Origin of the sequence: Streptomyces sp. CA-179760, from assembly GCF_050937045.1 — a bacterium.
Lineage (GTDB): Bacteria > Actinomycetota > Actinomycetes > Streptomycetales > Streptomycetaceae > Streptomyces.
This window is the reverse complement of sequence record NZ_JBNJLZ010000001.1, coordinates 2,637,129-2,662,256: the sequence shown is the minus strand read 5'-3', so window position 1 is coordinate 2,662,256 and position 25,128 is coordinate 2,637,129. Positions and strand designations below refer to the sequence as shown.

The following is a 25,128-nucleotide window of genomic DNA, read 5'->3' as shown; positions in this document are numbered from 1 at the left end:
CTGACACCGGGGTAATCCGTGAAAAAGCTCTCCGCACGACGACGCCACCCGCTGGCGGCGCTCGTCGTCCTACTCCTCGCGCTGGCATGCACCGGGGGGCTGTATGCCGTGTTCGCACCGACGAGCCCGGCGAAGGCCGACGAAACCGCCCAGTCCCTCACCATCGAGGAGGGCAAGAAGCTCTACTCGGTCGGTTGCGCCAGTTGCCACGGCACCGGCGGTCAGGGCACCTCCGACGGGCCGAGCCTGGTGGGTGTGGGCGCCGCGGCCGTCGACTTCCAGGTGGGCACCGGCCGGATGCCGGCCGCCACCTCGCAGGGCCCGCAGGTCCCGGCGAAGAAGAACATCTACTCGCAGGCCGAGATCGACCAGCTCGCGGCGTACATCGCCTCGCTGGGCGCCGGTCCGTCCATCCCGACGGAGGAGCAGTACGGCCCCGAGGGCGCCGACATCGCCGAGGGCGGTGAGCTGTTCCGCACCAACTGCGCGCAGTGCCACAACTTCACCGGCAAGGGCGGCGCGCTGACGCACGGCAAGTACGCGCCGACCCTCGAGGGCGTCTCCGCGAAGCACCTCTACGAGGCCATGCAGACCGGCCCGCAGAACATGCCGTCCTTCCCCGACACCACGCTGTCGGAGGAGAACAAGAAGGACATCATCGCTTACCTCGACGCGGTCAACAGCGACAAGACCGAGAGCCCCGGCGGCCTCGAGCTCGGCGGCCTCGGGCCGGTCAGCGAGGGCCTGTTCGGCTGGATCTTCGGTCTCGGCGGACTGATCGCCGTCGCCGTGTGGGTCGCCGCCCGGACCGCAAAGGCCAAGAAGTCATGAGTAGCCAAGACATTCCAGAAGAGAACCTGCCCGCCGAGCACGCGGGACGTGACGAGCACGGTCACGACGCGGTGAGCGTCCCGGACGACAAGCACCCGTTCGCCGACCCGGGCCTGCCTCCCCACGAGCACCGGATCCAGGACATCGACGAGCGGGCCGCCAAGCGGTCCGAGCGCTCGGTCGCCCTGCTGTTCACGGTGTCGATGCTGGCCACCGTCGCCTTCATCGCCTCGTTCGTGGCGATCCCGGTCGACAAGTCGGTCTTCATCTTCCCGCTGGGTCACATCAGCGCCCTGAACTTCGCGCTGGGCATGACGCTCGGCATCGCGCTGTTCTGCATCGGCGCGGGCGCCGTCCACTGGGCGCGCACTCTGATGTCCGACGTGGAGGTCGCCGACGAGCGGCACGCGATCGCGGCGACGCCCGAGGTCCGCGAGAAGGTCTTCGCGGACTTCAAGCAGGGCGCCAAGGAGTCCGCGCTCGGCCGCCGCAAGCTGATCCGCAACACCATGCTCGGCGCGCTCACGCTGGTGCCGCTCTCCGGTGTCGTGCTGCTGCGCGACCTCGGCCCGCTGCCCGGCACCAAGCTCCGCCACACGCTGTGGTCCAAGGGCAAGCTGCTCGTCAACATGAACACGAACGAGCCGCTGCGGGCGTCCGACGTCGCGGTCGGTTCGCTGACCTTCGCCAAGCCCGAGGGCCTGGAGGAGCACGACCACGAGTTCCAGAACGAGATCGCCAAGGCCGCCCTGATGATCGTCCGGATCCAGCCGGACAACATCAAGGACAAGCGCGAGCTCGAGTGGTCGCACGAGGGCATCGTCGCGTACTCGAAGATCTGCACCCACGTCGGTTGCCCGATCTCCCTGTACGAGCAGCAGACGCACCACGTGCTCTGCCCCTGCCACCAGTCCACCTTCGACCTCTCCGACGGTGCCCGAGTGATCTTCGGTCCCGCCGGTCACGCCCTGCCGCAGCTCCGCATCGGCGTGAACGACGAGGGCTATCTTCAGGCGCTCGGCGACTTCGACGAGCCCGTCGGCCCTGCTTTCTGGGAGCGCGGATGAGCACTGCACAAGACCGCCGCAAGGCACCCGCGGGTGAGCGGGTCGCCGACTGGGCCGACGGCCGCCTCGGGATCTACTCCCTGGCCAAGGCCAACATGCGCAAGATCTTCCCGGACCACTGGTCCTTCATGCTGGGTGAGATCTGCCTCTACAGCTTCATCATCATCATCCTCACGGGTGTGTATCTGACGCTGTTCTTCCACCCGTCGATGAACGAGGTGGAGTACCACGGCAGTTACGTCCCGCTCCAGGGGCAGCTGATGTCGGAGGCGTTCGCCTCCACCCTGGACATCAGCTTCGACGTCCGCGGCGGTCTGCTGATCCGGCAGATCCACCACTGGGCGGCGATCATCTTCCTCGCCGGCATGTTCGTGCACATGATGCGCGTCTTCTTCACCGGCGCGTTCCGCAAGCCGCGTGAGATCAACTGGATGTTCGGCTTCCTGCTGTTCGTCCTGGGCATGTTCACCGGTTTCACCGGCTACTCGCTCCCGGACGACCTGCTCTCCGGCACCGGTGTCCGCTTCACGCAGGGCGCGATCCTGTCCGTGCCGATCGTGGGCACGTACATCTCGATGTTCCTGTTCGGCGGGGAGTTCCCGGGCACCGACTTCGTCGCCCGGTTCTACTCGATCCACATCCTGCTGCTGCCGGGCATCATGCTCGGGCTCGTGGTCGGCCACCTGATCCTGGTCTTCTACCACAAGCACACCCAGTTCGCGGGTCCCGGACGGACCAACAAGAACGTCGTCGGCATGCCGCTGCTGCCGGTCTACATGGCCAAGGCCGGAGGCTTCTTCTTCCTGGTCTTCGGTGCCATCTCGGCCCTCGCCGGCATCGCGACGATCAACCCGATCTGGGTCCTGGGCCCCTACCGTCCCGACCAGGTGTCGACCGGTGCCCAGCCCGACTGGTACATGGGCTTCGCCGAGGGTCTGATCCGTGCGATGCCGGGCTGGGAGGTCAACTTCTGGGGCCACACGCTCGTCCTGGGCGTGTTCATCCCGCTGGTGCTCTTCGGTGTCTTCCTCGGGATCATCGCCCTCTACCCGTTCATCGAGTCGTGGGTCACCGGGGACAAGCGCGAGCACCACATCCTGGACCGGCCGCGCAACGCCCCGACCCGCACCGGTGTCGGTGTCGCGTGGGTCACCGGCTACATCATCATGCTGATCGGCGGTGGCAACGACATCGTCGCCACGCACTTCCATCTGTCGATCAACTCGGTCACCTGGTTCGTCCGGATCGGGTTCTTCGTCGGACCGGTCCTCGCGTTCATCGTCACCAAGCGCATCTGCCTCGGCCTGCAGCGCCGGGACAAGGAGAAGGTGCTGCACGGCCGCGAGTCGGGCATCATCAAGCGCCTGCCGCACGGTGAGTTCATCGAGGTGCACGAGCCGCTCAGCCAGGAGCAGATGTACACGCTCACCGCGCACGAGCAGTACCAGCCGGCCGAGATCGGTCCGACGGCCGACGAGAACGGTGTCGAGCGCAAGGTGAAGGGCTCCGAGAAGCTGCGCGCCAAGCTCAGCGAGTCCTACTACGGCGAGGGGGCCCAGATCCCGAAGCCCACCGCCGAGGAGTACCGGGAGATCACGAGCGGCCACGGCCACCACTGATCGCTGCTTCGCCACGCCACAGAAGGGCCTCGTCCGGTGTTCGGACGGGGCCCTTCGTGGTGCCCGGGGCTGGATAGGGTGGGACCACTGCTTTTACGTGACGTACGAGGACCCAGGAGCGGCTGATGAGCGCTGTGACCCCCGCTGGAGGCGACACCGCGGCGGGCCGCTCCTGGCCCGCCCTGCTGAACGGCCTGCTGGACGGCAGGCACCTGAGCGCGGACGACACCGCCTGGGCGATGGACCGGATCATGCGCGGCGAGGCGACCGAGGCGCAGATCGCGGGCTTCGTGGTGGCCCTGCGGGCCAAGGGCGAGACCGTCGAGGAGATCAACGGCCTCGTCCGGACGATGTACGAGCACGCGAACGTCATCGAGGTGCCCGGGGCGACGGTCGACATCGTCGGCACGGGCGGTGACGGCGCCAAGACGGTCAACATCTCCACGATGTCCTCGATCGTCGTCGCCGGCACGGGCGCGAAGGTCGTCAAGCACGGCAACCGGGCCGCGTCCTCGGCGTCCGGGGCCTCCGACGTGCTGGAGAAGCTGGGGGTCAATCTGGAGCTGCCCCTGCACCGGGTCGCGGAGGTCGCCGACGAGGCCGGGATCACCTTCTGCTTCGCGGTGAAGTTCCACCCGGCGCTGCGCCACGCGGGCGCGGCTCGCGGCCAGCTGGGCATCCGTACGGTGTTCAACGCGCTCGGCCCGCTGACCAACCCGGCCCGGGTGCGCTCCCAGGCCGTCGGTGTGGCGGACCCCCGCATGGCACCGATCGTCGCGGGCGTCTTCGCCGAGCGCGGCAACTCGTCCCTGGTCTTCCGGGGCGACGACGGCCTGGACGAACTGACCACCACGGCCACCTCCCGGGTGTGGATCGTCCGGGACGGCAAGGTCACCGAGGAGTCCTTCGACCCGCGCGACGTGGGCCTCGAGCTGGTCCCCGTGGAGGCCCTGCGCGGCGCGGACGCCTCCTACAACGCGGAGGTCGCGCGACGGCTGCTGGAGGGCGAGACCGGGCCGGTGCGGGACGCGGTGGTGCTGAACTCGGCGGCGGCGCTGGTGGCTCTGGAGCCGATGGCGGCACCGCTGGCCGACCAGGTCCGTGCCGGGATGGCGAAGGCGGCGGAGTCGATCGACTCGGGGGCGGCGAAGCGGACCCTGGAGCGCTGGGTGGCAGCCAGCAACGCGTAGCGGATCCCGTACGGCGTCCCGCGATCCGGACTCGGGTTGCGGGGCGCCGATCTTTTCACGTACTTTCCTGACCAGGTCATGAGTGACAGTCATGAGGCCCCGGCCGACTGTCCGGCAACCCTCCGTCCGTGGCGGGGTGCCCCGGGTGAAGACCGGGCCGTAGGCAGCGAGGTCTACGGCAAGCGCGGACCCCTCGCACGCTTTTGATTCAGCGAGGGCAGGGGTCCTGGTCGTCGAGGAGCCCCCCGTGAGCAAGCGAATGCGATAGGGCCGCAGAGCCCCGCCTCCGCGCACCCCTTTTCTCTCACCCCTGTCTCTCACGGGAGTTCCGCCATGTCTGTCTCCACCGCTGCCGCCGACCAGTCCGTTTGTGCCTCGCTGCCCGTTCTCGGCCGGGATGTCACCGTGCCGCTCGTGACCGGCGGCGAGGTCACCTACGCCGCGCTCGACTACGCCGCCAGCGCCCCGGCGCTCCAGCGCGTCTGGGACGACGTCGCCGCCTACGCGCCGTACTACGGCAGTGTCCACCGCGGCGCCGGGTACCTGTCCCAGCTGTCGACCGACCTCTTCGAGAACGCCCGGCGGATCGTGGCGGAGTTCCTCGGCTGCCGGGACGGTGACCAGGTGGTGTTCACCCGGTCCACCACCGACTCCCTGAACCTCCTCGCCGCCGCGCTCCCGGACGGCTGCCAGGTCTTCGTCTTCGAGACCGAGCACCACGCCTCCCTCCTGCCGTGGCGGAACGCGCGCGTCACCTACCTCGACGCCCCGAGCAGCCCCGGCCAGGCCGTCGAGACCCTGGAGCGCGCCCTCGCCGACCGGGACCCCTACGGTCCGGCCCTCGTCTGCGTCACCGGCGCCTCTAATGTCACCGGCGAGCTGTGGCCCGTACGGGAGCTCGCGGCGGCCGCGCACGCCCATGGCGCCCGGATCGTGCTGGACGCCGCCCAGCTGGCCCCGCACCACCCGGTGTCCGTCGCGGACCTCGACGTCGACTGGGTCGCCTTCTCCGGGCACAAGCTGTACGCGCCCTTCGGCTCCGGCGTCCTGGCCGGCCGGGCCGACTGGCTGCGCGAGGCCGACCCCTACCTCGCGGGCGGCGGTGCCTCGCGCAAGGTCGCGCGGCGTACGGACGGCGGCGTGGACGTGGAGTGGCACGACAGCGCCGCCCGGCACGAGGCCGGTTCCCCGAACGTCATCGGCGCCTACTCCATCGCCTCCGCCTGCACGGCGCTCACCGAGGCCGGGTTCGACAACCTGGTCGCACGCGAGCGGTACCTGATCGAGAAGGTGCGTACGGGACTCGCCGAGGTGCCGGAGGTCCGGATCCTCTCCCTCTTCGGTGACGACGCCCCGCGCGTCGGCGTCATCTCCTTCGTGGTCGAGGGCTGGAACAGCTCCCACTTCGCCGCAGCCCTCTCCGCCGAGTACGGCATCGGGGTGCGGGACGGGCTGTTCTGCGCCCACCCCCTCCTGCGGACCCTGCTGGGCAGCGACCCACAGACCCAGGGCGAGTGCGGAGCACCGGAGGCGGCTCCCGGGGAGAAGTCCCTCAACGCCATCCGGGTGAGCTTCGGCGCGGGCACGCCCGACGAGCACGTCGAGCGGTTCGTCGACGCCGTGCGTGAGCTGGTCCGGGACGGCGCGCGGTGGAACTACCGTACGGAGGACGGCCGTTGCGTCCCCGACACCTCCGCGTGAGCCGGTAGCCGGGCACCCAGAAGGATCATTCCCAGGGCGCGTTCGGTCGCGTCCGTGAGGAGTTCGGAGGCCCGCACCAGGGCCTCCGCCAGGGCCATCGGTGCCGGCAGGATGCCGCTGAACGCGTCCACGCCCGGCACCTGGTGCGCGCCCTCGCCGAGCGTGCCCGCGAGGGCCAGGACCGGGCGGCCGTGGAGCTTGGCCCGCCGGGCCACCTCGGCCGGGACCTTGCCGCGCGGTGTCTGGTGGTCCAGGGCGCCCTCGGCGGTGATGACCAGGTCGGCGCGGGCCAGGCGGGCGTCCAGGTCGAGATGGTCCAGCAGCACGTCGAAGCGGGGGAGGAGCCGGGCGCCGAGGGCTGCGAGACCGGCTCCCAGGCCGCCGGAGGCTCCCGTGCCGGGACCGGAGCGGAGATCGGTGTCCGGGACGGCGACGTCGCGGGTGAGGACGAACGCCCAGTTCTCCAGTGCGGCCGACAGCTCCTCGACCTGGAGAGGCGTCGCGCCCTTCTGCGGGCCGAAGACCCGGGCGACGCCCCGCTCGCCGCACAGCACGTTGTAGGGATTGCAGGCGACGAGCAGCTCCACCTCCGCCAGCCGGGAATCCAGGCCGTGCGGATCGATGCGGTGCAGGCGCGCCAACGCGGCGCCTCCGTACGGCAGTTCCCCGCCCTCCTCGTCCAGGAGCCGGGCCCCGAGCGCCTGGAGCGCGCCCGCGCCGCCGTCCGAGGTGCCAGAGTCGCCGCAGCCGACGAGGATCCGCCGGACGCCCAGGTCGAGCGCGGAGCGGATCAGTTCGCCGACGCCGTAGGTGGTGGTGGCGCCCGGGTCGCGCAGGTCGCGCGGGACGAGGGAGAGGCCCGCGACCGCCGCCATCTCCACCACCGCCGTGTCCCCGGAGCCCAGCAGGGCGAAGTGGGCGCCGATGGTCTCCCCGGTCGGACCGGTGGCGGGCACGGTGACGAGCCGGCCTCCGGTCGCGGCGGCCAGGGCGAGCGCCGTGCCCTCGCCGCCGTCCACCAGCGGAACCAGGTCGATCTCGGCGTCGGGCAGGACTCGGCGGACACCAGCGGCGATGGCGTCGGCCGCCGCCTCCGCGGACAGGGACTCCTTGAAGCCACTGGGGGCTACGACGACACGGGTCAGCATCAGGACTCTCCTCAACGGGTGACGGACACGCCGAGCAGCGGCCACACCGCGACGGCGAAGAGCAGGACCAGCGCGGCGGTCAGCGGCGCCAGGAACGCGGACAGCCGCAGCAGGTCGCGCGGGGTGTAGGTGGGGGTGCCGGGGAGCTGCGCGAAGAGCGTGACCGGCTTGGCCGAGGCGGGCAGGGTGTGGCAGAAGCCCGCGGCGGCGGTGGAGGCGAGCGCGGCGGCGACCGGGTTGACGCCGACGCCGACGGCGGCGGCCACGACCAGCGGGACCAGGACCGACGAACGGGCCGAGCGGGACTGCAGGACCAGGTGGGCCGCCGTACTGACGGAGATCACGATCGTGAGGAACAGCACCGGCGATTCGCCCGTGGGCAGCCCCGAGACCAGCCACTTCGCCGCTCCCGAGTCGGCGAGCGCGACGCCCATCGCCATCGTCGCCGCCATGAACAGCAGCAGCGACCAGGGGACGGTCTTCAGCGCGTCCTTCAGACGGACGGTGCCGAGGGCGGGGGAGGAGGCGATGACCGCGCCGATCAGCGCGACCAGGGCGGGCGGCACCCGGTGCAGCGGCTCACTGCACCACAGCAGCACCACCGTGGCCAGAAGCAGGGCGCAGCGCTTCTCGGCCTGGTTCCAGGAGCCGGTCACCGGCTGCTCGCTGTGCTCCTGGACCTGCTCCGGGGTGATGCTGACCGGGCCGCGGCGGTCCGCCCGCCGGGTCGTCGTCAGCATCACCAGCTCGGCGGCCAGATGAGACGAGGCCACGGCCAGCGGCAGGCCGAGCAGCAGCCACTCCGTGAAACCGATGTGCTGCCCGGTCGTCTCCCACAGCACCGACACGGTGATCAGATGCGCGCCCGCACCGATCAGGGTCGCCACCGCCGACAGAAGGATCACGGTCGGAAACAGCAACGCCAGCATCACCACCAGTCGCTTCCGGTCGGCGAGAACCTTCGCGAGGGCGAGGAACACCGGCAGCGCGAGCGCGGCCCGGCCCGAGGTGGCGGGCACCGCGAACGCCGTGACGACGAGCGCGGCCGTCGTCAGGTGCACAAGCTGCCGTACGGTGCGGGCACCGCTGACCAGGAACACCGCCGCCCGGCCCGCGAGCCCGGTCCGGCTCACCGCGGCCGCCAGGACGAACGCGCAGATCAACAGCCACACCGTGGCATCGCCGAGCGTGCCGAACAGGGTGTCGCTGCTGATCACCCCGGTCACCGTGAGCGCGAGCCCGGCGCCCAGCGCGATGTAGGTGTCGTCGATCGACGTCCCGATCCAGGCGCAGGTCGCCAGCACGAACACGGCGAGCGTGAGACGGGCGTCGCCGCCGAGTCCCGGGAAGTTCACGGGGACCGCGAGCAGCGCGCACAATGACAGCGCCAGGCAAAGGGCGGTGGTGGAGCGCAGGTTCAGGGTCACGCCATAGACGATCGGCGAGAGCGGTGAGCCCTCCATGAGCCTTGCATGAAGGAGTTTTCACCCGCCCCAGGGGCGCGGGGCTGTATCGATGTGCGGCTCCGCCGCGTGGGCGCGACCAGCCACACACGACCCGCACCCGGCAACGGCGAACACGTCGCACTACGGCACCCGGTACCCCATCCCCCGCACCGTCTCCACCCGCTCCGCCCCCAGCTTCTTCCGCAGCGTCCGCACATACACATCCACGATGTTGGACCCCGGATCGAAGTCGTACCCCCACACATGGGACAGGATCTGCTCCCGGGACAGCACCTGGCCCGGATGCCGCAGGAACAGTTCCAGCAGCACGAACTCACGAGCCGTCAGGTCTACCGTCCGCTCCCCGGACCGTGCCCGCCTGGTACGGAGATCGAGGCTCAGCGAGCCCGACCTGAGCACCGTCACCTCCGGCGCCCGCGCCGCCGTACGGAGCCTCAGCCGTACCCGGGCGAGCAGTTCCTCGAAGCGGAACGGCTTGGTCATCCAGTCGTCGGCGCCGCCCTCCAGACCGGCCACCGTGTCCCGTACGGAGTCCCGCGCGGTCAGCACGATCACCGGCACCGACACCCGCGCCTCGCGCAGCTCGCGCAGGATGGTGAAGCCGTCCCGGCCGGGCAGTCCGATGTCCAGGACGACGAGGTCGAAGCCGCCGGTCAGGGCGTACTCGTAGCCCGCGTCGCCGTCGGTGACGACGGTCGTGGTGAAGCCGTTGGAGCGCAGGCCCTTCTCCACGAAGGAGGCGATGCGCTCCTCGTCCTCGACGATGAGGATGCGGTTCACGTGGGGTCCCCTTCCGGTGCCCGGGGTGCGTGCAGGACGAGGGCGAAGCCGGCGCCGCCACCGGGCGGGTCGTAGAGCCGTACCCGGCCCCGGTGGCCCTCGGCGATGGCCTTGACGATGGACAGCCCGAGGCCCGCGCCGGAGCCCCGGGCGCCGCGGCGGGCCGTGCCGCGCCGGAAGCGTTCGAAGATCACCTCGGCGTCCTGGGGCTGCACCCCTGGGCCGGAGTCGGCGACGTAGAGCTCCAGGTCCGGGCCGTCGGCGCGGGAGCCGATACGGATGGTCTGGCCGGTCGTGGTGTGCTGCACGGCGTTCTGCGCCAGCTGCACCATGGCCTGGGTGATCCGCTGCGGATCCAGCTCGGCCTCCAGGTCGGCGACCCCGTCGAGCCGCCAGTCGCGTTCGCCCAGGGTGCGGGCCTTGACGTAGACGTCGGCGGTGAGTTCGGCGACCTGGACCGGCTCGGTGGTGACGAAGTCGGGGCGTTCGGCCTTGGCGAGCAGCAGCAGGTCCTCGACGATGCGGCTCATCCGGTCCAGCTCGTCGGTGACCAGCCGGACCGTCTCCTCGCGCTCGGCCGGGTCGTCGCCCATCAGCTCCAGATGGCCGCGCACGATGGTGATGGGGGTACGCAGTTCGTGCCCCGCGTCGTCGACGAACTCGCGCTGGGCGGCGAAGGCCCGCTCCAGCCGGTCGAGCATGCCGTTGAACGTCTCGGCGAGGGCCGCTATGTCGTCGTTGCCGTGCACCGGGATCCGCCGGGTGAGCCCCTGCTCGGTGAGCTGGGCCGCCGCGGTGCGCACCACCCGCACGGGTTTGAGGATCCGCCCGGCGACAGCCCAGGCGATGCCGACGGTCAGCAGCAGGGCGGCCCCGGAGATGACGAGCAGTGTGCGGAACATGTCGTTCACCCGGGCCTGCTCGCGTTCCGGGTGGAAGGCGACGACGAACGCGGCGTCCGGCGCCCGGCCCTGCTGGGCCACCGTGACCTTGGCCCAGCGGATCTCGCCCTCCGGCCGCTGGAGCACCCCGGAGGACTCGGGCGAGTCGAAGACGGCGCGCTTGGCGGCGGGATCCCGGTGCAGGGGCAGGGCGACGGGCAGGTCGTGCCGCTGGCGGATCTGCCGGGGGCCGTCGCCCGCCCGGCCGACCAGGCCGATCAGCTCCTCGTCCGCGTCGGGGTACTGCCGTTCCAGGAACACCGTCAGCAGCCGGTTCGCGTCGGTGAACGGGCGGCCCGTCTGTGGATCCCCGCCCCGTTCCTCGAAGTTGGCGAACTCGCCGGTCTCCTGGGTGAGCAGGCGGTTGATCCGGTTGTCGACGTCCCGCAACAGGAAGGAGCGGGTGGTCATGGCCACCGAGGCGAGCGCGACCGCCATCACGAGCAGCAGCCAGAGCAGGATCCGGACCCGGGCGGAGACCCGCCGCCGGCCGGGGTCAGTTGTCGGAGCCGGGTCCGTCGTCGCCCGGTCCGTCGTCCCCGTTGCCCTGGCCGCGGTCGTCGTCATCATCGTCACCAGCCGAGCTGTCGGTCACCGGAGGCCGCGAGACGACCTCGTCGCCCGGCGTTCCGGCGGGCGGCGTGGGCTTCGCGGCGGGCGTGAGCGTGGAGGTGGGCGTGGGCGAGCGGCTGTCCAGCTCCACCTGCTGGGAGGGGACCTTGGGCGACTCGGGGCTGTCCGCGAGGGCGTAGCTGGTCGCGGCGATGCCCAGCGGGATCAGGACGACAGCGGACAGGGCCGCCATCCGGCGAGAGAAAACCATGCGCCCGATCCTGCGGACGGAACCCGGGGAGCGGGATGAAGCGCGGATGAAGAACTCTTCATCCCGAGCCCGCGGCCCGCGTTCACGGGCGGCGGTTCCTCAGTTGTCCAGCCCGATCGAGAACGCCGCCTCCAGGTCGTGCTGCGAGTACGTACGGAACGCCACGTGCGTGTCCGTGCCCTCGACACCGGGGATCTTGCTGATCCGGCCGGGGATGACCTCGGCGAGGTCCTCGTGCTCCTTCACCCGGACCATGGCGATGAGGTCGTAGGTGCCGGTGACCGAGAAGACCTCGCTGACGCTGTCCAGCGCCGCGATCGACTCCGCGATCTCGGGGATCCGGTCCACGCTGGTCTTGATCAGGACGATCGCGGTGATCACGGCTGGTTCTCTCCCTCGGGGGCCGGAGCAGGGGCGGTCTTCACTCTAGTGGGGCCGGTGGGACGGCCGTAGCGGACCGAGGCGTAGCAGAAGCCCAGGCCGAATCCGATCAGGTGGGCGAGGTAGGCCACCCCGGGCCCCTCCGAGGCCCGTCCCGCCGCCAGCCACTGCAGTGCCGCCCAGAACGGCAGCACGACCCAGGCCGGGAAGCGCACCGGCAGGAAGAAGAGGAAAGGCAGGAGACTGGTCACCCGGGCACGGGGAAACAGGTACAGGAACGCGCCGAGGACCGCCGAGATCGCCCCGGAGGCACCGACCAGGGGCTGCTCGGAATCCGCGTTGGCGATGGCGTACCCGAGCAGGGCCAGGTAGCCGCAGCCGACGTAGAACAGGGTGAACTGCACCCGCCCCATCCGCTCCTCGGTCATCGCCCCGAAGACGTAGAGGAAGAGCATGTTGCCGAGCAGGTGCACCCAGGTGCCGTGGACGAAGAGCGCCGTCACCGGGGTGAGGGCTGCCTCGGGGGATCCCTCGAACAGTTCCGCGGGGATCACGCCCCAGTGCCGGAAGTAGGCCCGCTGCGCGGCGAGCAGATCGTCGCCCGAGCCGTACGCCGGGCCGATGCCCGAGGCGGGCCCGGCCAGGAAGACCGTGCAGCACAGGGCGATCAGTGTGTACGTCACCGGCGCCGACGAACCCCTGATCGATCCGCTCGCCCGGGTGATCGACGCACTCCACTTGCTGATCATGGCTACAGAGCATGACGTAACCGGACGCAACCGCACAGACCGCCTCGCCGCCGTGGACACGCAGGCTACGAGGACGCCGCAGGCCGTAGGGTTACGAGCCACACGCACCGGGGAAGCCGGTGGCGTCACGGACACTAGAAGGAAAGAGAACAGGCCACGATGACGGTTCCCCTGCCGACCGCCGAGACGCGGTGGCGCTGCACCCTCTGCGGCAACCTCACGCGCTTCGACGTGACCCGCTCGTCGAAGGTCGTCGAGTACGTCCACCTGGACCTGGCCGGAGAGCCGAAGGTCGAGGAGCGCGAGGTGCTCAGTGAGACCATCGAGTCGGTGCGCTGCCGCTGGTGCAACGCGGTGGACCAGGTGGAACTCGTGGACAGGCCGGGCGCCGGCTCCTGAGGGGAGCTGGCCCCGCACAGGCATTGGGGTGTGACGGATGGTGGAGACCACGGGCGGGGGGCCGGGCGACGGCGCCGCCGAGGTGCTCGACCGTCCGCTGCCCGACGGCGTGCGCCGCAAGGTCGTGCAGATCGTCTCCGACGGCTTCGGATCGCTGACGGTCGGCGAGCTGCCCGCACAGCTCAGGCAGTACGCCCGGTTCGCCCCCAACCGCAGGGCCAAGTTCGCCGGCAATGCCATGGCCTCGGCGCTGGAGACCGACCCGCTGTTCCGGCAGCGCATCGGGGAGAAGCTCAGAGAGGCCCAGCCGGAACTCGCCGGCGCCCTCGACTCAGGCTCCCCGCCCCCGGCCGCGGACCCGCTCGACGTGGCGGCCGCGGCCTACGTACTGCGGCCCACCGACTGGGTCAAGCTGGTGACCGCCGCGGGCGAGGAGGCCCAGCGGGCCGACGCCGAGCGCGTCGACGAGGAGAGCCGGGCCGAGCTGGAGCGGCTGCGCGCCGAGCTGGCCCGGGCTCGTGACCACACCAGGGCCGAGACCGAGCGGCTGCGCACGGAGCTGGAATCGGCCAAGAGGGAATCCGAGTCGCTGCACCGCAAGCTCCGCGCCGCCCTCAGCGACGTCAAGCGCGGCGAGGCCGCCCTGCGCAAGGCGAACGGCGAGATGGAGGCCGTCCGCGCCGAGGGGCACGCCCAGGTGTCCGCCGCCGAGAGCGAGACCCGGCGGCTCAAGGCCCGGCTGGGGGAGACCGAGGCGGCCCTGGAGGCCACGCGCCGGGCCGCCCGCGAAGGCCGCAGCGTCGAGGACATGCGGGTCCGGCTGCTGCTGGACACCCTGCTGGACGCCACCCAGGGGCTCCGGCGCGAACTGGCCCTGCCGCCGGTGTCGGTGCGGCCCGCCGAGACCGTGGACGCCGTCGAGCCGGGCCGGATGACCCCGAAGGACATCGCCGCCCGCGCCCTCTCCGAGAACGACCCGCAGGTCCTCGACCAGCTGCTGGCGCTGCCGCAGGCCCATCTGGTCGTCGACGGCTACAACGTCACCAAGACCGGCTATCCGCAGATGCCGCTGGAGAAGCAGCGCCTCAGGCTGCTGGGGCAGCTCTCCCAACTGGCGGCGCAGAGCGGCGCCGAGGTGACGTGTGTCTTCGACGGGGCCGAACTGGCCGCGCCGGTCCTGTTGGCGCCGCCGCGAGGGGTACGGGTGCTGTTCTCGAAGCCGGGCGTCACCGCCGACGAGCTCATCCGTCAACTGGTGCGCGCCGAACCACCCGGAAGGCCGGTCATCGTCGCGTCCACCGACCGGGAGGTCGCCGACGGGGTGGCCCGGGCCGGCGCCCGCCCGGTGGCCTCGGCGATGCTCCTCAAGCGCCTTTCGCGGGCCTAGGCACCGTACGGGCGATGCGTAACGTCCGGGCGTGATGCCCGCATTGATGAGGCATGTGGGCCACGTTAAGTCAAGTGAGTCTCACCGCCTGTGAGTCCAGGGGAAAAGTTGGCTCACTGTGACGCAATTTTTCATCTGAGGATTTGAACTGATCACAGGAAGGTCACTAGGGTCGGGCTCCGAAACCTCCGCTCGGGTGATCACTCATCGGGAGAGACGGCGGAGGGGCAGAAGGAGCTTTCACCCGTGGCGTCCCACCGTCGTCCGAAGCAGCCGAGCCGTGCACGTGTGACCGTGCTGACCACCGCCGCCGCCGCTGCCGTCGCCTTCAGCTCGCAGGCCGCCAACGCGGCCCCCAGCGAGAAGCCGAGCAAGGACGAGGTCAAGGCCAAGGTCGACAAGCTCTACGAAGAGGCGGAGCAGGCCACCGAGAAGTACAACGGGGCCAAGGAGAAGCAGGAGAAGCTCCAGAAGGAGATCTCCACCATCCAGGACAACGTCGCCCGCGGCCAGGAGGAGCTCAACGAGCTGCGCGACAGCCTGGGCCTCGCGGCCGCGTCGCAGTACCGCACCGGCTCCATCGACCCCTCGGTCCAGCTCTTCCTCTCCTCGAACCCGGACGACTACCTCGACAAGGCCTCCACGCTCGACCAGTTGAGCAGCCAGCAGGTCGAGGCGCTGAAGAAGGTCCAGGAGAAGCAGCGCGAACTCGCCCAGGAGCGCGCCGAGGCCTCCGAGAAGCTCAAGGACCTCGCCTCCACCCGCACCGAACTGGGCAAGAAGAAGAAGGAAGTCCAGGGCAAGCTCGGCTCCGCGCAGAAGCTGCTCAACAGCCTCACCGCCGCCGAGAAGCAGGCGCTCGCCGCCCAGCAGGACCGCGCCAGCCGGGACAGTGAGCGCGACGCCATCTCCGGCAACGTCCCGCCCGGCTCGGGCCGGGCCGCCGCGGCCTACGCCTTCGCCCAGAGCCAGCTCGGCAAGCCCTACGTCTACGGCGCCACCGGCACCAGCTCCTACGACTGCTCCGGCCTCACCTCCCGGGCCTACGCGGCGGCCGGCATGCAGATCCCGCGCACCTCCGAGGCGCAGTCCCAGATCGGCACCAGGATCTCCTCGGTCAGCCAGCTCAAGGTCGGCGACCTGGTCTTCTTCTTCAACGACCTGCACCACGTCGGCCTCTACGCCGGCAACGGGCAGATCATCCACGCCCCGCGCACCGGCACGGTCGTCCGCTACGAGTCGATGGACACCATCGGCGGCCCGTTCATGTTCGGTGTCCGCGTCTGACGAACGGCTCCCCGGAGGACGCCGTGTCCGCCATTCGAGGGAATCAGCACAGTCTTGAGTAAGCCCACGCCCCGCCGGTGACCTGCGTCAGCGGCGGGGCGCGGTGCCGCACACCCCCGGATGGTCGTTGGCTGCCCCCGGTCGCGGGGCTACTGTCTGCCGCGTTTCCAAGTCCGTCAGCGGAAGGAGCGCGGCTTCCCGTGGGGTCCCATCGCCGACTTGCACCGTCCGGGTTCGACCGGGGCGCCGGTGCCGCGGTCGGTTTCCTGTCCGTCGCGGCCACCGCCCTGTGCGCGGTACCGGCCGCGTCCGCGCCGCACGACGACACCCGGGCCGAGGTGGACCGCCTCTACGAGCAGGCCGAGAAGGCCACCGAGGCCTACAACGAGGCCGACGAGCGCGCCGACGAACTGCGTGAGGAGGCCGGTACCGCCCGGGACCGGATCGCCCGTCAGCAGCAGCGCATCAACTCCATGCGGGAGTCGCTCGGTTCGCTCGCCGGCGCCCAGTACCGCTCGGGCGGCCTCGACCCGGCCCTCGCCCTGCTGTTCTCCGACGACCCGGAGGACTACCTCGACAGGGCCGCCCGGCTCGACCGTGTCACCGCCCACCAGGCCGGTGAGCTGAAGGACCTCCAGGACGCCATGCGCGCACTCGCCCAGGACCGCGAGGAGGCCGCCGAAAAGCTCCGCGAACTGGAGAAGAGCCGCAAGACGGTCGCCGTCCACAAGAAGTCCGTCGAGCGGAAGCTCGCCACGGCCCGGCGGCTGCTCAACTCCCTGCCGGAGAGTGAACGCGCCGCCTACGACCGGGCCTCCCGCTCCGGCCGCGGCGACCTGCCCTACCTCGGGAACGCCACCCCCGCCTCGGGCCGCGGAGCAGCCGCCGTCGCCGCCGCTCGCAGCGTGGTCGGCCGGCCCTACGTCTGGGGCGCCAACGGCCCCTCCGGCTTCGACTGTTCGGGCCTGACGCAGTGGTCGTACGCGCAGGCCGGGGTCTCCCTGCCGCGCACCTCGCAGGCCCAGCGGTACGCCGGCCGGCAGGTCCCGCTCTCCGAGGCGCGCCCCGGTGACCTGGTCGCCTACCGGGACGACGCCAGCCATATCGGGATGTACATGGGCAACGGCCAGGTCATCCACGCGCCCTACCCCGGTGCACCCGTGCGCTACGACCCGGTCGGGATGATGCCCGTCTCGTCGGTCACCAGGGTCTGACCGGCGCGGCCCGGCGCCCGTACGATCAGGAACGTGGCTGGTCGAAGGTCGGGGTCCGCGGTGGTGGCGCTCGTCGTGCTGCTCGTCGGCCTGGTCGGGTGCGGCGGCCGGTCCGCCGCCGACAGCGCCACGGCCGACGTCCAGCGGCTCCTGGACCGGCGGGCCGCAGCCGTCCTGGACCGCGACGAGCGGGCCTACGAACGGACGGGCACGGGGGTTGATTTCGCCCGGCTGCGCGCGGTGCCGCTGGCCGCCTGGTCGTACCGGGTGACCGAAGTGCGCCGCACCGGCGCCACGGCCACCGCCGACGCCGAATTGCGCTACCGCGTCGCCGGGTACGACCGGGCGCCGGTGACCGCGGGCCGCACCCTGCGGCTGAGCCGGGACGCGGACGGGCAGTGGTCCGTCGAGGCCGACCGGCCCGCGAAGAAGTCCGCGCAGCAACTGTGGGACCAGGGAGCGGTGCGGGCCGTCCGGGGCGCCCGCAGCCTCGTCCTCGGCGTCGGGCAGTCCGGCCGGTCGCTGCGCGACTTCGCGGACCTGGCCGACCGTGCGGTGCCCGCCGTGTCGGAGGCGTGGGGCACGGACTGGTCCCGGCACGTGGTCCTGCTCGTGCCGAAGTCCCTGGAGGGGATGGCGGGCCTGCTGGGCTCGCCCGCGTCCTCCTATCGGGGGATCGCGGCCGTCACCACCGGAGAGACGGGCGCGCCGGCCCGGGCGCCCGCGGACCGGATCATCGTCAACCCGGACGCGTTCGCGCTCCTCGGCGGCCTCGGCGAGCAGGTCGTCGTCACCCACGAGACCACCCATGTCGCCACCCGCGCCCACACCAGTGCCGCCACCCCCCTCTGGCTGTCCGAGGGGTACGCCGACTGGGCCGGCTACCGCGCCACCGGCCGTGTCCCCTCCGAGGCCGCGCCGGAACTGTCCCGGGCAGTGAGCCAGGGTCAGCTCCCGCAGGCGCTGCCGGAGGACAAGGACTTCGGCTTCACCGGAGACGCGAGCCGCCTGGCCCGGGCCTACGAGAGCGGCTGGACGGCGTGCCGGCTGATCGCCGACCGCTGGGGCGAGTCCCGGCTGGGCGAGTTCTACCGGGCCGTCGGGGACCACCGGAAGCGGTCCGGGGCGGTGGCGGAGGCGATGCGTGAGGTGCTGGGGACGACGCTGGAGGCCTTCACGGAGCAGTGGCAGGAGTATCTGCGGGCTCAGCTCGGCTGATCGAGCAGCGGTCGGGCCGGACGGGCCCGCGGCCTGAGTCCGGCTGATCGCGCCGATGGCTCGGAACCGGCGGCACACCGGGCTCGGCGGTCCGGCCGTGGCCGGAGCCGGGCGGGTGCGCGGCCCGCCGAGAGGGGCCCCGAGCTCTCGGCCTCCGCCGAGCAGGGACCCATAGCCCATCCGCCTCGCGCTCAGTCCGGCTGATCGAGCAGCGCGACGGTCTCCCGCAGCCAGGCCCGCTCCGCCTCGCCCGTCGCCCGGGCGACCCGGAGCATGCCCTGGCGGAACAGGTCGTCCTCCTCCTCGGCACGGACCGGCTTGCCGGAGTCGTAGAAGAAGCTCGCCGGGGTCTCCAGGAAGTCCAGCCGGCGGCGCAGCACCGTGGCCTGCTCGTGCCGGTCGGGCAGGTGGCGCAGGAACGCCAGGACCGTGTTGAAGCGGACGTGGTCGGTGATCTCGGTCTGCTTCGGCCGGCGCAGCCGCTCCAGCAGTTCCTCACGGCCCCGGTCGGTGAGGGCGAGGATCCGGCGAGGGGCCGCGCTCGCGCCCGGCTCGGTGTGCTGGTCGAGCAGGCCCGCCCCGACCAGGCGCGTGATCGCCGGGTAGAGCGCGCCGTCGCTCACCGGCCGGACATGGCCGGTCAGCGCCTTGATGCGCTCCTTGAGCTCATAGCCGTGCAGGGGCTCCTCGGCCAGGAAGCCCAGGATCGACAGCTCCAGCATGGTCCTCCTTGCGGGTGATGTCCGACGCATGCTACCTCTTAACGAGCTACCTCGAATCGAGATGCATCGTTTCGAGGGTTACAAGGTTCAGGAGGGTCATGAGAACCAGGGGGGACAGCCACCGTGAACGCCCATCGCAAGCACCTCCTCCTGCTCGCCGGCCCCGTCTACCTCTCACTGCTCGCCTCCGTCGCCGCGGGGATCATCAACACCGTCTGGGTCGCGCGGCTGGGCGGTCCGGCCGTGGCCGCCGTGGCGGTGGCGACCAACACCGAGAACGTGCTGCTCGGCATCGCCCTGGTCTTCGGCTCGGGCACGACCGTGCTGGTCGCACACGCCCGGGGTGCCCGCGACCCCGTGGCCGTGCGGGCGGCCGTACGCGGCGGATGGGCGCTGTGGGCGCTGGTGACGCCGCTGGTCGTGGCGGGTGGCCTGCTGGGGCGCGAACCGCTGGCCCGGCTGGTGCTGGGCGGGACCGACAGCGCCGCCCTCCCGCTCGCCGTCGCCTACTTCACGCTCTCCCTGCCGGGCATGGCCGTCTTCTTCGCCCAGCAACTCGTCGACGGCCTCCTCAAAGGCACCGGCGACACCCGCACCCCGCTGCGGCTCGCCCTGCTCTCCAACGGCCTGATCCTGGCCCTCGACCCGCTCTTCATCCATCTCTACGGCGTCCGGGGCGCCGCCGCCGCAACGGTGCTGTCCCGGTCCGTGGCGCTTGCGGCGGGCCTCGTCGCGGTACGGCGCAACGCCCTGCTGGGCGAGGCACGCCGGGCGGAGGCGGGCGAGTCCCTGGCCGTCTCCCTGCGCCGGACCCTGTCGACCGGTCTGCCCATGTCCGCCGACTTCACCGTGCGGCAGACCGGCGCCCTGGTCCTGGTCGCGATCGTGGCGCGGCTCGGTGTGGCGGCGGTGGCCGGGTACGCGATCGCCTACAAGGTCATGTACGTGGCGACCATGGCCTTCTACGCCGTCCGCCAGGCCGCCGCCATCCACACCGCGCACTCCCGGGGCGCGGGAGAGGACGAGCGGCGGGCGATCGGCCGGCAGGCCGTGCTCGTCTCGGGCGCCCTCGGCCTCAGCGCGGCCGTACTGCTGGCCGCCGGTGCCCCCTGGCTCATGGCCGCGTTCGGTGCCGGGACCGGGGTCGCGCACGAGGGCGTGCTGTTCCTGCGCTGCGTCGGGCCCTACCTGTTGCTGATGGCCTGTCTCATCGCGCTCGGCGGGGTCTTCGAGGGCAGCGGGGGCGCCTCGGCGCTGCTGCGGGTGACCGTGCTCGGGACCGGGGTCCAGCTGGCCCTCGCGTACGGCCTGACGGGATTCGGGCTGCCGGGGGTGTGTCTCGCGCTGGCGTTCGCGACAGCGGTGCAGTGCGCGCTGGCGGGCGTGCTGTTCCGGCGGGCCCCGGCTCAGGAGGAGACGGGGGTCTCCCCGGCGCGGGCGGCCGGCTGAGACGGCAGGGGAGCGGGGACCGTGCGCGGCACCGTCGCCTGCCACAGGGCGCGGGCCGCGAGGAGGGTGGCGGCTACCAGGAGGCCGTTGCGCAGGAGCAGCAGGGTGAGGCCGAGGCCGTCGCTGGCCACCACGTTGGCGAAGTAGAGCGGGAACTCCAGTACCGTCACGAAGCACGCCACCAGGACGAGGCCGACCGGCAGCCGCATCCGGGTCCCGGGGAAGCAGAGGCACACCGCGGCCAGCCCGACCAGCCACACCATGTACTGCGGGCTGATCACCCGGCTGGTGGTCGTGAACATCAGCACCGCCACGAAGGCCGCGTCGGCGAGCGTGTGCTCCTCGAAGCGCCGGGCCAGCAGCCGCCACAGCACCAGCCAGCCGAGGGCCGCACCCGTCAGGAACAGCGCGCCCGTGCTCACCTCGCTCACGTACGGCCCGAGGAACTCGATCGAGCCGTAGTTCAGCCGCACCTCGCCCTGCCAGCCGAAGTGCCGGGCGACATGGAAGACGAGCGCGCCGAGCGACTCCACCTCGGTGCCCCGGTCGCGCTGGAAGGTGAGGAAGGCGAACCCGCCGGGCATGGCGAGGGCGAAGACGCCCGTCACCGCGAGGCCGGTGACCAGGGCCGACACCCAGGCGCTCCGCCGGCGGGCGGCCAGCAGGAGCATCGCAGGCCAGACCTTCAGCAGCGCGCCGAAGGCCGCCAGCGCCCCCAGGGTCCTCGGGTGCCGGGCGCCCGCGAGCAGGGCGGCCACCGCCACGGCCGTGACCATCACGTCGTAGCGCGCGTACACCGTCGGCCCCAGCAGCGGGACGCCCACCACCCAGACCCAGGCGCCGCGCAGGGTCCTGCCGGGCCGCCGCCCGGCGTACGCCAGCAGGGCCAGGACGGCCAGGTCGGTGACGCAGACCAGGACGAAGAACGCGGTCGCGTAGTGCAGGAAGGGGAGCAGCGCGGGGGAGAGGATCGCCAGGGCGGCCGCGGGCGGGTACTGCCAGGTGACGTCGTTCTGAGGGAACGTTCCGGTGCGCAGGACGTCGTACCAGCCCTGGTAGATGACGTGCACGTCGCTCGTCACGTCCGGGCCCGGGAAGACGTACACCTTCGTCACGAACAGCAGCAGCGCCAGCCTCGTGAGACACCAGATCACCGGCAGCCATGCCAGGGACCGCCTCGTGCCCGTCGTCTTCACCTGATCCCTGCCCGTCCGCGTGCTCTGTCGATGGGGTCATGATGTCCCGGAGAGCTGTGAGCGTGCCATAGGAGCCGCCCCGCACGGCTGTGAGGGTCGGGTTCGGTAGGGTCGGCGGCGTGCGCAAGACCCTGATCGTGACCAACGACTTCCCGCCCCGCCCCGGCGGCATCCAGGCGTTTCTGCACAACATGGCGCTGCGGCTGGACCCGCGGCAGCTGGTCGTCTACGCGTCGACGTGGAAGCGGAGCCAGGAGGGTGTCGAGGCGACCGCGGCCTTCGACGCCGAACAGCCCTTCACCGTCGTACGGGACCGTACGACCATGCTGCTGCCGACGCCCGCCGTCACCCGGCGCGCCGTCGGGCTGCTGAGGGAGCACGACTGCGCGTCGGTGTGGTTCGGGGCGGCGGCGCCGCTCGGTCTGATGGCACCGGCGCTGCGCGACGCGGGCGCCGAGCGGCTGGTGGCCACCACGCACGGGCACGAGGCCGGCTGGGCCCAGCTGCCCGCCGCCCGGCAGCTGCTGCGCCGGATCGGGGACTCCACGGACACGATCACCTACCTCGGCGAGTACACGCGCTCGCGGATCGCCGGCGCACTGAGCCCCCAGGCGGCCGCGCGGATGGCGCAGCTGCCGCCCGGCGTCGACGAGAAGACCTTCCACCCGGACTCGGGCGGCGACGAGATCCGGGCGCGGCTCGGGCTGACGGACCGCCCGGTGATCGTGTGCGTGTCCCGGCTGGTGCGGCGCAAGGGCCAGGACACGCTGATCCGGGCCATGCCCCGGATCCTGGCCGCCGAGCCCGACGCCGTACTGCTGATCGTCGGGGGCGGCCCGTACGAGGGTGACCTGCGCAAGCTGGCCCAGGAGACCGGAGTCGCCGCCTCCGTACGTTTCACCGGAGCCGTCCCCTGGTCCGAGCTGCCCGCCCACTACGGCGCCGGGGACGTCTTCGCGATGCCCTGCCGGACCCGGCGCGGCGGCCTCGACGTCGAAGGCCTCGGCATCGTCTACCTGGAGGCCTCGGCGACCGGCCTGCCCGTCGTCGCCGGCGACTCCGGCGGCGCGCCGGACGCGGTCCTCGACGGCGAGACGGGGTGGGTCGTCCGGGGCGGCTCGGCGGAGGAGACCGCCGAGCGGGTCGTCACGCTCCTCGGTGACGCCGAGCTGCGCCGGAGGATGGGGGAGCGGGGCCGGGAGTGGGTCGAGGAGAAGTGGCGCTGGGACCTGCTGGCGGAGAAGCTCAAAGCTTTGCTCTGAGCATGGCTCCCGGACCCTAGGCGGAACGTAAAAATCCGCACATGCTGCGCGCATGGCAGCAAAACTGATTAGTCATCAACTGACGAGACGTCAAATCTTGGGCATGATAGCCCTCCAGACGGCCGCCGCGTCCGGCCTCACCCGCATCGGTCTGCAGTCCGCGTCGGCCGTCGAGCCGGCTGCCGTGGACAACGCGCCCGCCATCGTCGTCGGTTCCGGCTACGGCGGCGCCGTGGCCGCCCTCCGCCTCGGTCAGGCCGGCATCCGCACCCTCGTCCTGGAGATGGGCGGGCTCTGGAACACCCCAGGCCCCGACGGCAAGATCTTCTGCTCCACCAGCACCCCGGACCGGCGCTCCATGTGGTTCCGCACCCGCACGGAGGCCCCGCTGGCCACCTTCCTGTGGCTGGACCTGGTCAACAGGGACATCAGCGCCTACCCGGGCGTCCTGGACCGCGTGCACTACGACCACATGTCCGTGTACGTCGGCCGGGGCGTCGGCGGCGGTTCCCTGGTCAACGGCGGCATGGCGGTGACCCCGCTCCGGTCCTACTTCGCCGAGCAGTTCCCGACCGTGGACACCGCGGAGATGTACGACACGTACTTCCCGCGCGCCCGCTCCATGCTCGGCGTCAACACCATCGACCCGGCCTGGTTCGAGTCCACCGAGTGGTACCGCTTCACCCGGATCTCCCGCAATCACGCGGACAACGCCGGGCTGAAGACCACCTTCGTGCCCAACGTCTACGACTTCGGCCACATGGAGCGCGAGGCGGCCGGCACGGCGACCAGATCCGCGCTCGGCGGCGAGGTCATCTACGGCAACAACCACGGCAAGCGCAGCCTCGACAAGACCTACCTGGCCTCAGCGCTCGGCACCGGGAACGTCACCCTCCACACCATGGAGCGGGTGACGTCGATCAGCGGGGCCGCCGACGGGACGTACGTCCTGAGCGCCGACCGGATCGACGACACCGGCGCCGTCGTCGAGACCAAGGAGTACGCCTGCACGTACCTGTTCCTCGGCGGCGGCAGCATCGGCACGACGGAACTCCTGGTCCGCGCCCGGGAGTCGGGCACCCTGCCCGCCCTGGACGCGAGCGTCGGCACCGGCTGGGGCACCAACGGCAACGTGATGCTCGGCCGGGCCAACCACCTGTGGGACACGGTGGGCGCGAACCAGTCGACCATGCCGGTCATGGGCATCGACGACTGGGCCAACACCGCCAACCCCGTCTTCGCCGAGATCGCGCCCCTGCCGATGGGGCTCGAACACTGGGTCAGCCTCTACCTGGCGATCACCAAGAACCCGCAGCGGGCGTCCTTCACGTACGACTCGGCGAGCGGCGCCGTGCGGCTCGGGTGGAGCGCCGCGCAGAGTGCCGTGTCGGTGGGCATGGCGAAGAAACTGTTCGACCGGATCAACAGGGCGAACGCCACGATCTACCGGTACGACCTGTTCGGCTCGGGCAACAAGGTCTTCGCGGACGACTTCACGTACCACCCGCTGGGCGGTTGTGTGCTCGGTAAGGCGACCGACGACTACGGCCGGGTGAAGGGGTATCCACACCTGTACGTCACCGACGGCTCGCTCGTGCCCGGGTCGATCGGCGTCAACCCCTTCGTGACCATCACGGCCCTCGCCGAACGCACGATGGCGCGGGTCCTGGCCGAGGACACCGCGCCCTGACCGCGCCTCACATGTACTGGAAGTACCGGTCCAGCCAGACAGGAGGAAGATCATCCTCCTCTTCCTCTTCCTCCTCCCCGTCCGCGGACGGGGCCGCCAGCGTGGCCAGGATCGCTTCGTCGGCCTCGTTGTCCCCGAGGGCAGTTGGTCCGTCGTACGGCTCCATGAGCAATTCGATGGGAACGTAGATGCAGCCGAGCTCCGTACACAGCTCGTCGAGCCAGATGAGGAACTCGTCGTCAATGCCATCTTCACAGCCGGGCATGCCCAGTCCAAGGCCCGTTCCGGCAGTGACGAAGGGACCGAAGTTGCTCATCGCCACCCGCAGGGGCAGGCCCGTCCCCGTGGCATCGGCCGGGGCCGAAACGACACCGAGGAAGCTCGAGTCCTGCCCCATGCCGGCCGACACGGACGGCCCGAACCGCCTCTCCAGGGCGTCGGCGAACCGGCGAAAGCGCTGCCGGGCGGCCGGAACGTCGTAGTCCCGGGGCATCTCCCGGTGGGCGGGGTCGGGGTCGTCCAGCTCGCGCAGGAGTTCCCGGAGGCGGTCGAGGGAAAGCATGGTGGTGTCCTTTGCGGTGTTCGGCGAAGCGCCGGCGCCGCCGGGC

Annotated in this window: 23 protein-coding genes and 1 riboswitch; of the genes, 13 read left to right on the top strand and 10 right to left on the bottom strand. The window is 71.4% G+C overall.

Going from position 1 to position 25,128, the window contains the following annotated elements:
- Nucleotides 1-18 precede the first annotated feature (18 nt).
- The 5 genes from qcrC to ACQEV8_RS11890 all read left to right on the top strand — a co-directional run bounded on the left by qcrC (nucleotide 19) and on the right by ACQEV8_RS11890 (nucleotide 6,408).
- Complete coding sequence (gene qcrC, locus ACQEV8_RS11910; RefSeq protein ID WP_382587092.1) at nucleotides 19-831, top strand: cytochrome bc1 complex diheme cytochrome c subunit; 813 nt, start codon at nucleotides 19-21, stop codon at nucleotides 829-831.
- Nucleotides 828-1,898, top strand: a complete 1,071-nt coding sequence (gene qcrA, locus ACQEV8_RS11905; protein WP_432959607.1) for a cytochrome bc1 complex Rieske iron-sulfur subunit — start codon at nucleotides 828-830, stop codon at nucleotides 1,896-1,898. Before qcrC ends, qcrA begins: the two co-directional genes overlap by 4 nt.
- A complete protein-coding gene (gene qcrB / locus ACQEV8_RS11900) occupies nucleotides 1,895-3,517 on the top strand; it encodes a cytochrome bc1 complex cytochrome b subunit (RefSeq protein WP_432959605.1) in 1,623 nt (540 codons plus the stop codon). The genes qcrA and qcrB overlap by 4 nt, the downstream gene beginning before the upstream one ends.
- A 125-nt stretch (nucleotides 3,518-3,642) precedes the next feature.
- Entirely contained in the window at nucleotides 3,643-4,707 is a 1,065-nt protein-coding gene (gene trpD / locus ACQEV8_RS11895; protein ID WP_432959603.1) for an anthranilate phosphoribosyltransferase, read from the top strand.
- A 74-nt stretch (nucleotides 4,708-4,781) separates the two neighbouring features.
- Nucleotides 4,782-4,898: riboswitch (SAM riboswitch) on the top strand.
- A 142-nt stretch (nucleotides 4,899-5,040) separates the two neighbouring features.
- Entirely contained in the window at nucleotides 5,041-6,408 is a 1,368-nt protein-coding gene (locus ACQEV8_RS11890) for an aminotransferase class V-fold PLP-dependent enzyme (protein WP_432959602.1), read from the top strand.
- On the opposite strand, the gene ACQEV8_RS11885 is transcribed toward ACQEV8_RS11890, so the two are convergent.
- The 7 genes from ACQEV8_RS11885 to ACQEV8_RS11855 form a co-directional block, all read right to left on the bottom strand.
- Nucleotides 6,363-7,556 (bottom strand): glycerate kinase, encoded by a 1,194-nt coding sequence (locus tag ACQEV8_RS11885; RefSeq protein ID WP_432959601.1) that lies wholly within the window; start codon nucleotides 7,554-7,556, stop codon nucleotides 6,363-6,365. The two genes, ACQEV8_RS11890 and ACQEV8_RS11885, sit on opposite strands and share 46 nt — an antisense overlap.
- A gap of 11 nt (nucleotides 7,557-7,567) precedes the next feature.
- Complete coding sequence (locus tag ACQEV8_RS11880; RefSeq protein WP_432959599.1) at nucleotides 7,568-8,983, bottom strand: SLC13 family permease; 1,416 nt, start codon at nucleotides 8,981-8,983, stop codon at nucleotides 7,568-7,570.
- Nucleotides 8,984-9,142: 159 nt separating this feature from the next.
- A complete protein-coding gene (locus tag ACQEV8_RS11875) occupies nucleotides 9,143-9,802 on the bottom strand; it encodes a response regulator transcription factor (RefSeq protein WP_215121980.1) in 660 nt (219 codons plus the stop codon).
- Nucleotides 9,799-11,310 carry an ATP-binding protein gene (locus ACQEV8_RS11870; protein ID WP_432972620.1) on the bottom strand — a complete coding sequence of 504 codons (1,512 nt, stop codon included), beginning with the start codon at nucleotides 11,308-11,310 and terminating at the stop codon, nucleotides 9,799-9,801. The genes ACQEV8_RS11875 and ACQEV8_RS11870 overlap by 4 nt, the downstream gene beginning before the upstream one ends.
- On the bottom strand, nucleotides 11,240-11,566 hold the full coding sequence (locus tag ACQEV8_RS11865; protein WP_432959597.1) for a small secreted hydrophilic protein: 327 nt from the start codon (nucleotides 11,564-11,566) through the stop codon (nucleotides 11,240-11,242). Before ACQEV8_RS11865 ends, ACQEV8_RS11870 begins: the two co-directional genes overlap by 71 nt.
- 99 nt (nucleotides 11,567-11,665) lie before the next feature.
- Nucleotides 11,666-11,947 (bottom strand): Lrp/AsnC family transcriptional regulator, encoded by a 282-nt coding sequence (locus tag ACQEV8_RS11860; protein ID WP_030848030.1) that lies wholly within the window; start codon nucleotides 11,945-11,947, stop codon nucleotides 11,666-11,668.
- Nucleotides 11,944-12,696 (bottom strand): rhomboid family intramembrane serine protease, encoded by a 753-nt coding sequence (locus ACQEV8_RS11855; protein ID WP_432959596.1) that lies wholly within the window; start codon nucleotides 12,694-12,696, stop codon nucleotides 11,944-11,946. Before ACQEV8_RS11855 ends, ACQEV8_RS11860 begins: the two co-directional genes overlap by 4 nt.
- Nucleotides 12,697-12,855: 159 nt before the next feature.
- Here ACQEV8_RS11855 and ACQEV8_RS11850 point away from each other — a divergent pair, with 159 nt between their 5' ends.
- The 5 genes from ACQEV8_RS11850 to ACQEV8_RS11830 all read left to right on the top strand — a co-directional run bounded on the left by ACQEV8_RS11850 (nucleotide 12,856) and on the right by ACQEV8_RS11830 (nucleotide 18,201).
- The gene (locus tag ACQEV8_RS11850; protein ID WP_003989675.1) at nucleotides 12,856-13,095 is read left to right on the top strand and encodes a hypothetical protein; all 240 of its coding nucleotides are present in this window, start codon (nucleotides 12,856-12,858) and stop codon (nucleotides 13,093-13,095) included.
- A gap of 37 nt (nucleotides 13,096-13,132) precedes the next feature.
- Nucleotides 13,133-14,482: an NYN domain-containing protein gene (locus ACQEV8_RS11845; RefSeq protein WP_432959594.1), complete on the top strand. Its 1,350-nt coding sequence runs from the start codon at nucleotides 13,133-13,135 to the stop codon at nucleotides 14,480-14,482.
- A gap of 246 nt (nucleotides 14,483-14,728) precedes the next feature.
- The gene (locus ACQEV8_RS11840; protein WP_432959593.1) at nucleotides 14,729-15,769 is read left to right on the top strand and encodes an NlpC/P60 family protein; all 1,041 of its coding nucleotides are present in this window, start codon (nucleotides 14,729-14,731) and stop codon (nucleotides 15,767-15,769) included.
- Nucleotides 15,770-15,969: 200 nt separating this feature from the next.
- The gene (locus ACQEV8_RS11835) at nucleotides 15,970-16,983 is read left to right on the top strand and encodes an NlpC/P60 family protein (protein WP_432959592.1); all 1,014 of its coding nucleotides are present in this window, start codon (nucleotides 15,970-15,972) and stop codon (nucleotides 16,981-16,983) included.
- Between the two features lie 33 nt (nucleotides 16,984-17,016).
- Nucleotides 17,017-18,201, top strand: a complete 1,185-nt coding sequence (locus ACQEV8_RS11830; protein ID WP_432959590.1) for a hypothetical protein — start codon at nucleotides 17,017-17,019, stop codon at nucleotides 18,199-18,201.
- Between the two features lie 191 nt (nucleotides 18,202-18,392).
- Here ACQEV8_RS11830 and ACQEV8_RS11825 read toward each other — a convergent pair whose 3' ends face one another.
- Complete coding sequence (locus ACQEV8_RS11825) at nucleotides 18,393-18,923, bottom strand: PadR family transcriptional regulator (RefSeq protein WP_432959588.1); 531 nt, start codon at nucleotides 18,921-18,923, stop codon at nucleotides 18,393-18,395.
- Between the two features lie 123 nt (nucleotides 18,924-19,046).
- Between ACQEV8_RS11825 and ACQEV8_RS11820 the strand changes: the two genes are divergently transcribed.
- Nucleotides 19,047-20,372 (top strand): MATE family efflux transporter, encoded by a 1,326-nt coding sequence (locus ACQEV8_RS11820; protein ID WP_432959587.1) that lies wholly within the window; start codon nucleotides 19,047-19,049, stop codon nucleotides 20,370-20,372.
- On the opposite strand, the gene ACQEV8_RS11815 is transcribed toward ACQEV8_RS11820, so the two are convergent.
- A complete protein-coding gene (locus ACQEV8_RS11815; protein WP_432959586.1) occupies nucleotides 20,330-21,568 on the bottom strand; it encodes a glycosyltransferase 87 family protein in 1,239 nt (412 codons plus the stop codon). The two genes, ACQEV8_RS11820 and ACQEV8_RS11815, sit on opposite strands and share 43 nt — an antisense overlap.
- 119 nt (nucleotides 21,569-21,687) lie before the next feature.
- On the opposite strand from ACQEV8_RS11815, the gene ACQEV8_RS11810 reads away from it, so the two are divergent.
- Together ACQEV8_RS11810 and ACQEV8_RS11805 are read left to right on the top strand one after the other, a co-directional pair.
- A complete protein-coding gene (locus ACQEV8_RS11810; RefSeq protein ID WP_432959584.1) occupies nucleotides 21,688-22,830 on the top strand; it encodes a glycosyltransferase family 4 protein in 1,143 nt (380 codons plus the stop codon).
- Nucleotides 22,831-22,933: 103 nt separating this feature from the next.
- The gene (locus ACQEV8_RS11805; protein WP_432959582.1) at nucleotides 22,934-24,520 is read left to right on the top strand and encodes a GMC oxidoreductase; all 1,587 of its coding nucleotides are present in this window, start codon (nucleotides 22,934-22,936) and stop codon (nucleotides 24,518-24,520) included.
- Nucleotides 24,521-24,527: 7 nt separating this feature from the next.
- Here the strand turns inward: ACQEV8_RS11805 and ACQEV8_RS11800 are convergent, their stop codons facing one another.
- Nucleotides 24,528-25,082, bottom strand: a complete 555-nt coding sequence (locus tag ACQEV8_RS11800; protein WP_432959580.1) for a hypothetical protein — start codon at nucleotides 25,080-25,082, stop codon at nucleotides 24,528-24,530.
- Nucleotides 25,083-25,128 lie beyond the last annotated feature (46 nt).

Excerpts from the sequence above, each read along its gene's own strand:
- ACQEV8_RS11870 (WP_432972620.1), bottom strand. The coding sequence starts at position 11,310 with ATGACGACGACCGCGGCCAGGGCAACGGGGACGACGGACCGGGCGACG.
- ACQEV8_RS11890 (WP_432959602.1), top strand. The coding sequence starts at position 5,041 with ATGTCTGTCTCCACCGCTGCCGCCGACCAGTCCGTTTGTGCCTCGCTG.
- ACQEV8_RS11845 (WP_432959594.1), top strand. The coding sequence starts at position 13,133 with ATGGTGGAGACCACGGGCGGGGGGCCGGGCGACGGCGCCGCCGAGGTG.
- ACQEV8_RS11825 (WP_432959588.1), bottom strand. The coding sequence starts at position 18,923 with ATGCTGGAGCTGTCGATCCTGGGCTTCCTGGCCGAGGAGCCCCTGCAC.
- ACQEV8_RS11800 (WP_432959580.1), bottom strand. The coding sequence starts at position 25,082 with ATGCTTTCCCTCGACCGCCTCCGGGAACTCCTGCGCGAGCTGGACGAC.
- ACQEV8_RS11850 (WP_003989675.1), top strand. The coding sequence starts at position 12,856 with ATGACGGTTCCCCTGCCGACCGCCGAGACGCGGTGGCGCTGCACCCTC.
- qcrA (WP_432959607.1), top strand. The coding sequence starts at position 828 with ATGAGTAGCCAAGACATTCCAGAAGAGAACCTGCCCGCCGAGCACGCG.
- ACQEV8_RS11865 (WP_432959597.1), bottom strand. The coding sequence starts at position 11,566 with ATGGTTTTCTCTCGCCGGATGGCGGCCCTGTCCGCTGTCGTCCTGATC.
- trpD (WP_432959603.1), top strand. The coding sequence starts at position 3,643 with ATGAGCGCTGTGACCCCCGCTGGAGGCGACACCGCGGCGGGCCGCTCC.
- ACQEV8_RS11805 (WP_432959582.1), top strand. The coding sequence starts at position 22,934 with ATGATAGCCCTCCAGACGGCCGCCGCGTCCGGCCTCACCCGCATCGGT.
- ACQEV8_RS11885 (WP_432959601.1), bottom strand. The coding sequence starts at position 7,556 with ATGCTGACCCGTGTCGTCGTAGCCCCCAGTGGCTTCAAGGAGTCCCTG.
- qcrB (WP_432959605.1), top strand. The coding sequence starts at position 1,895 with ATGAGCACTGCACAAGACCGCCGCAAGGCACCCGCGGGTGAGCGGGTC.
- ACQEV8_RS11855 (WP_432959596.1), bottom strand. The coding sequence starts at position 12,696 with ATGATCAGCAAGTGGAGTGCGTCGATCACCCGGGCGAGCGGATCGATC.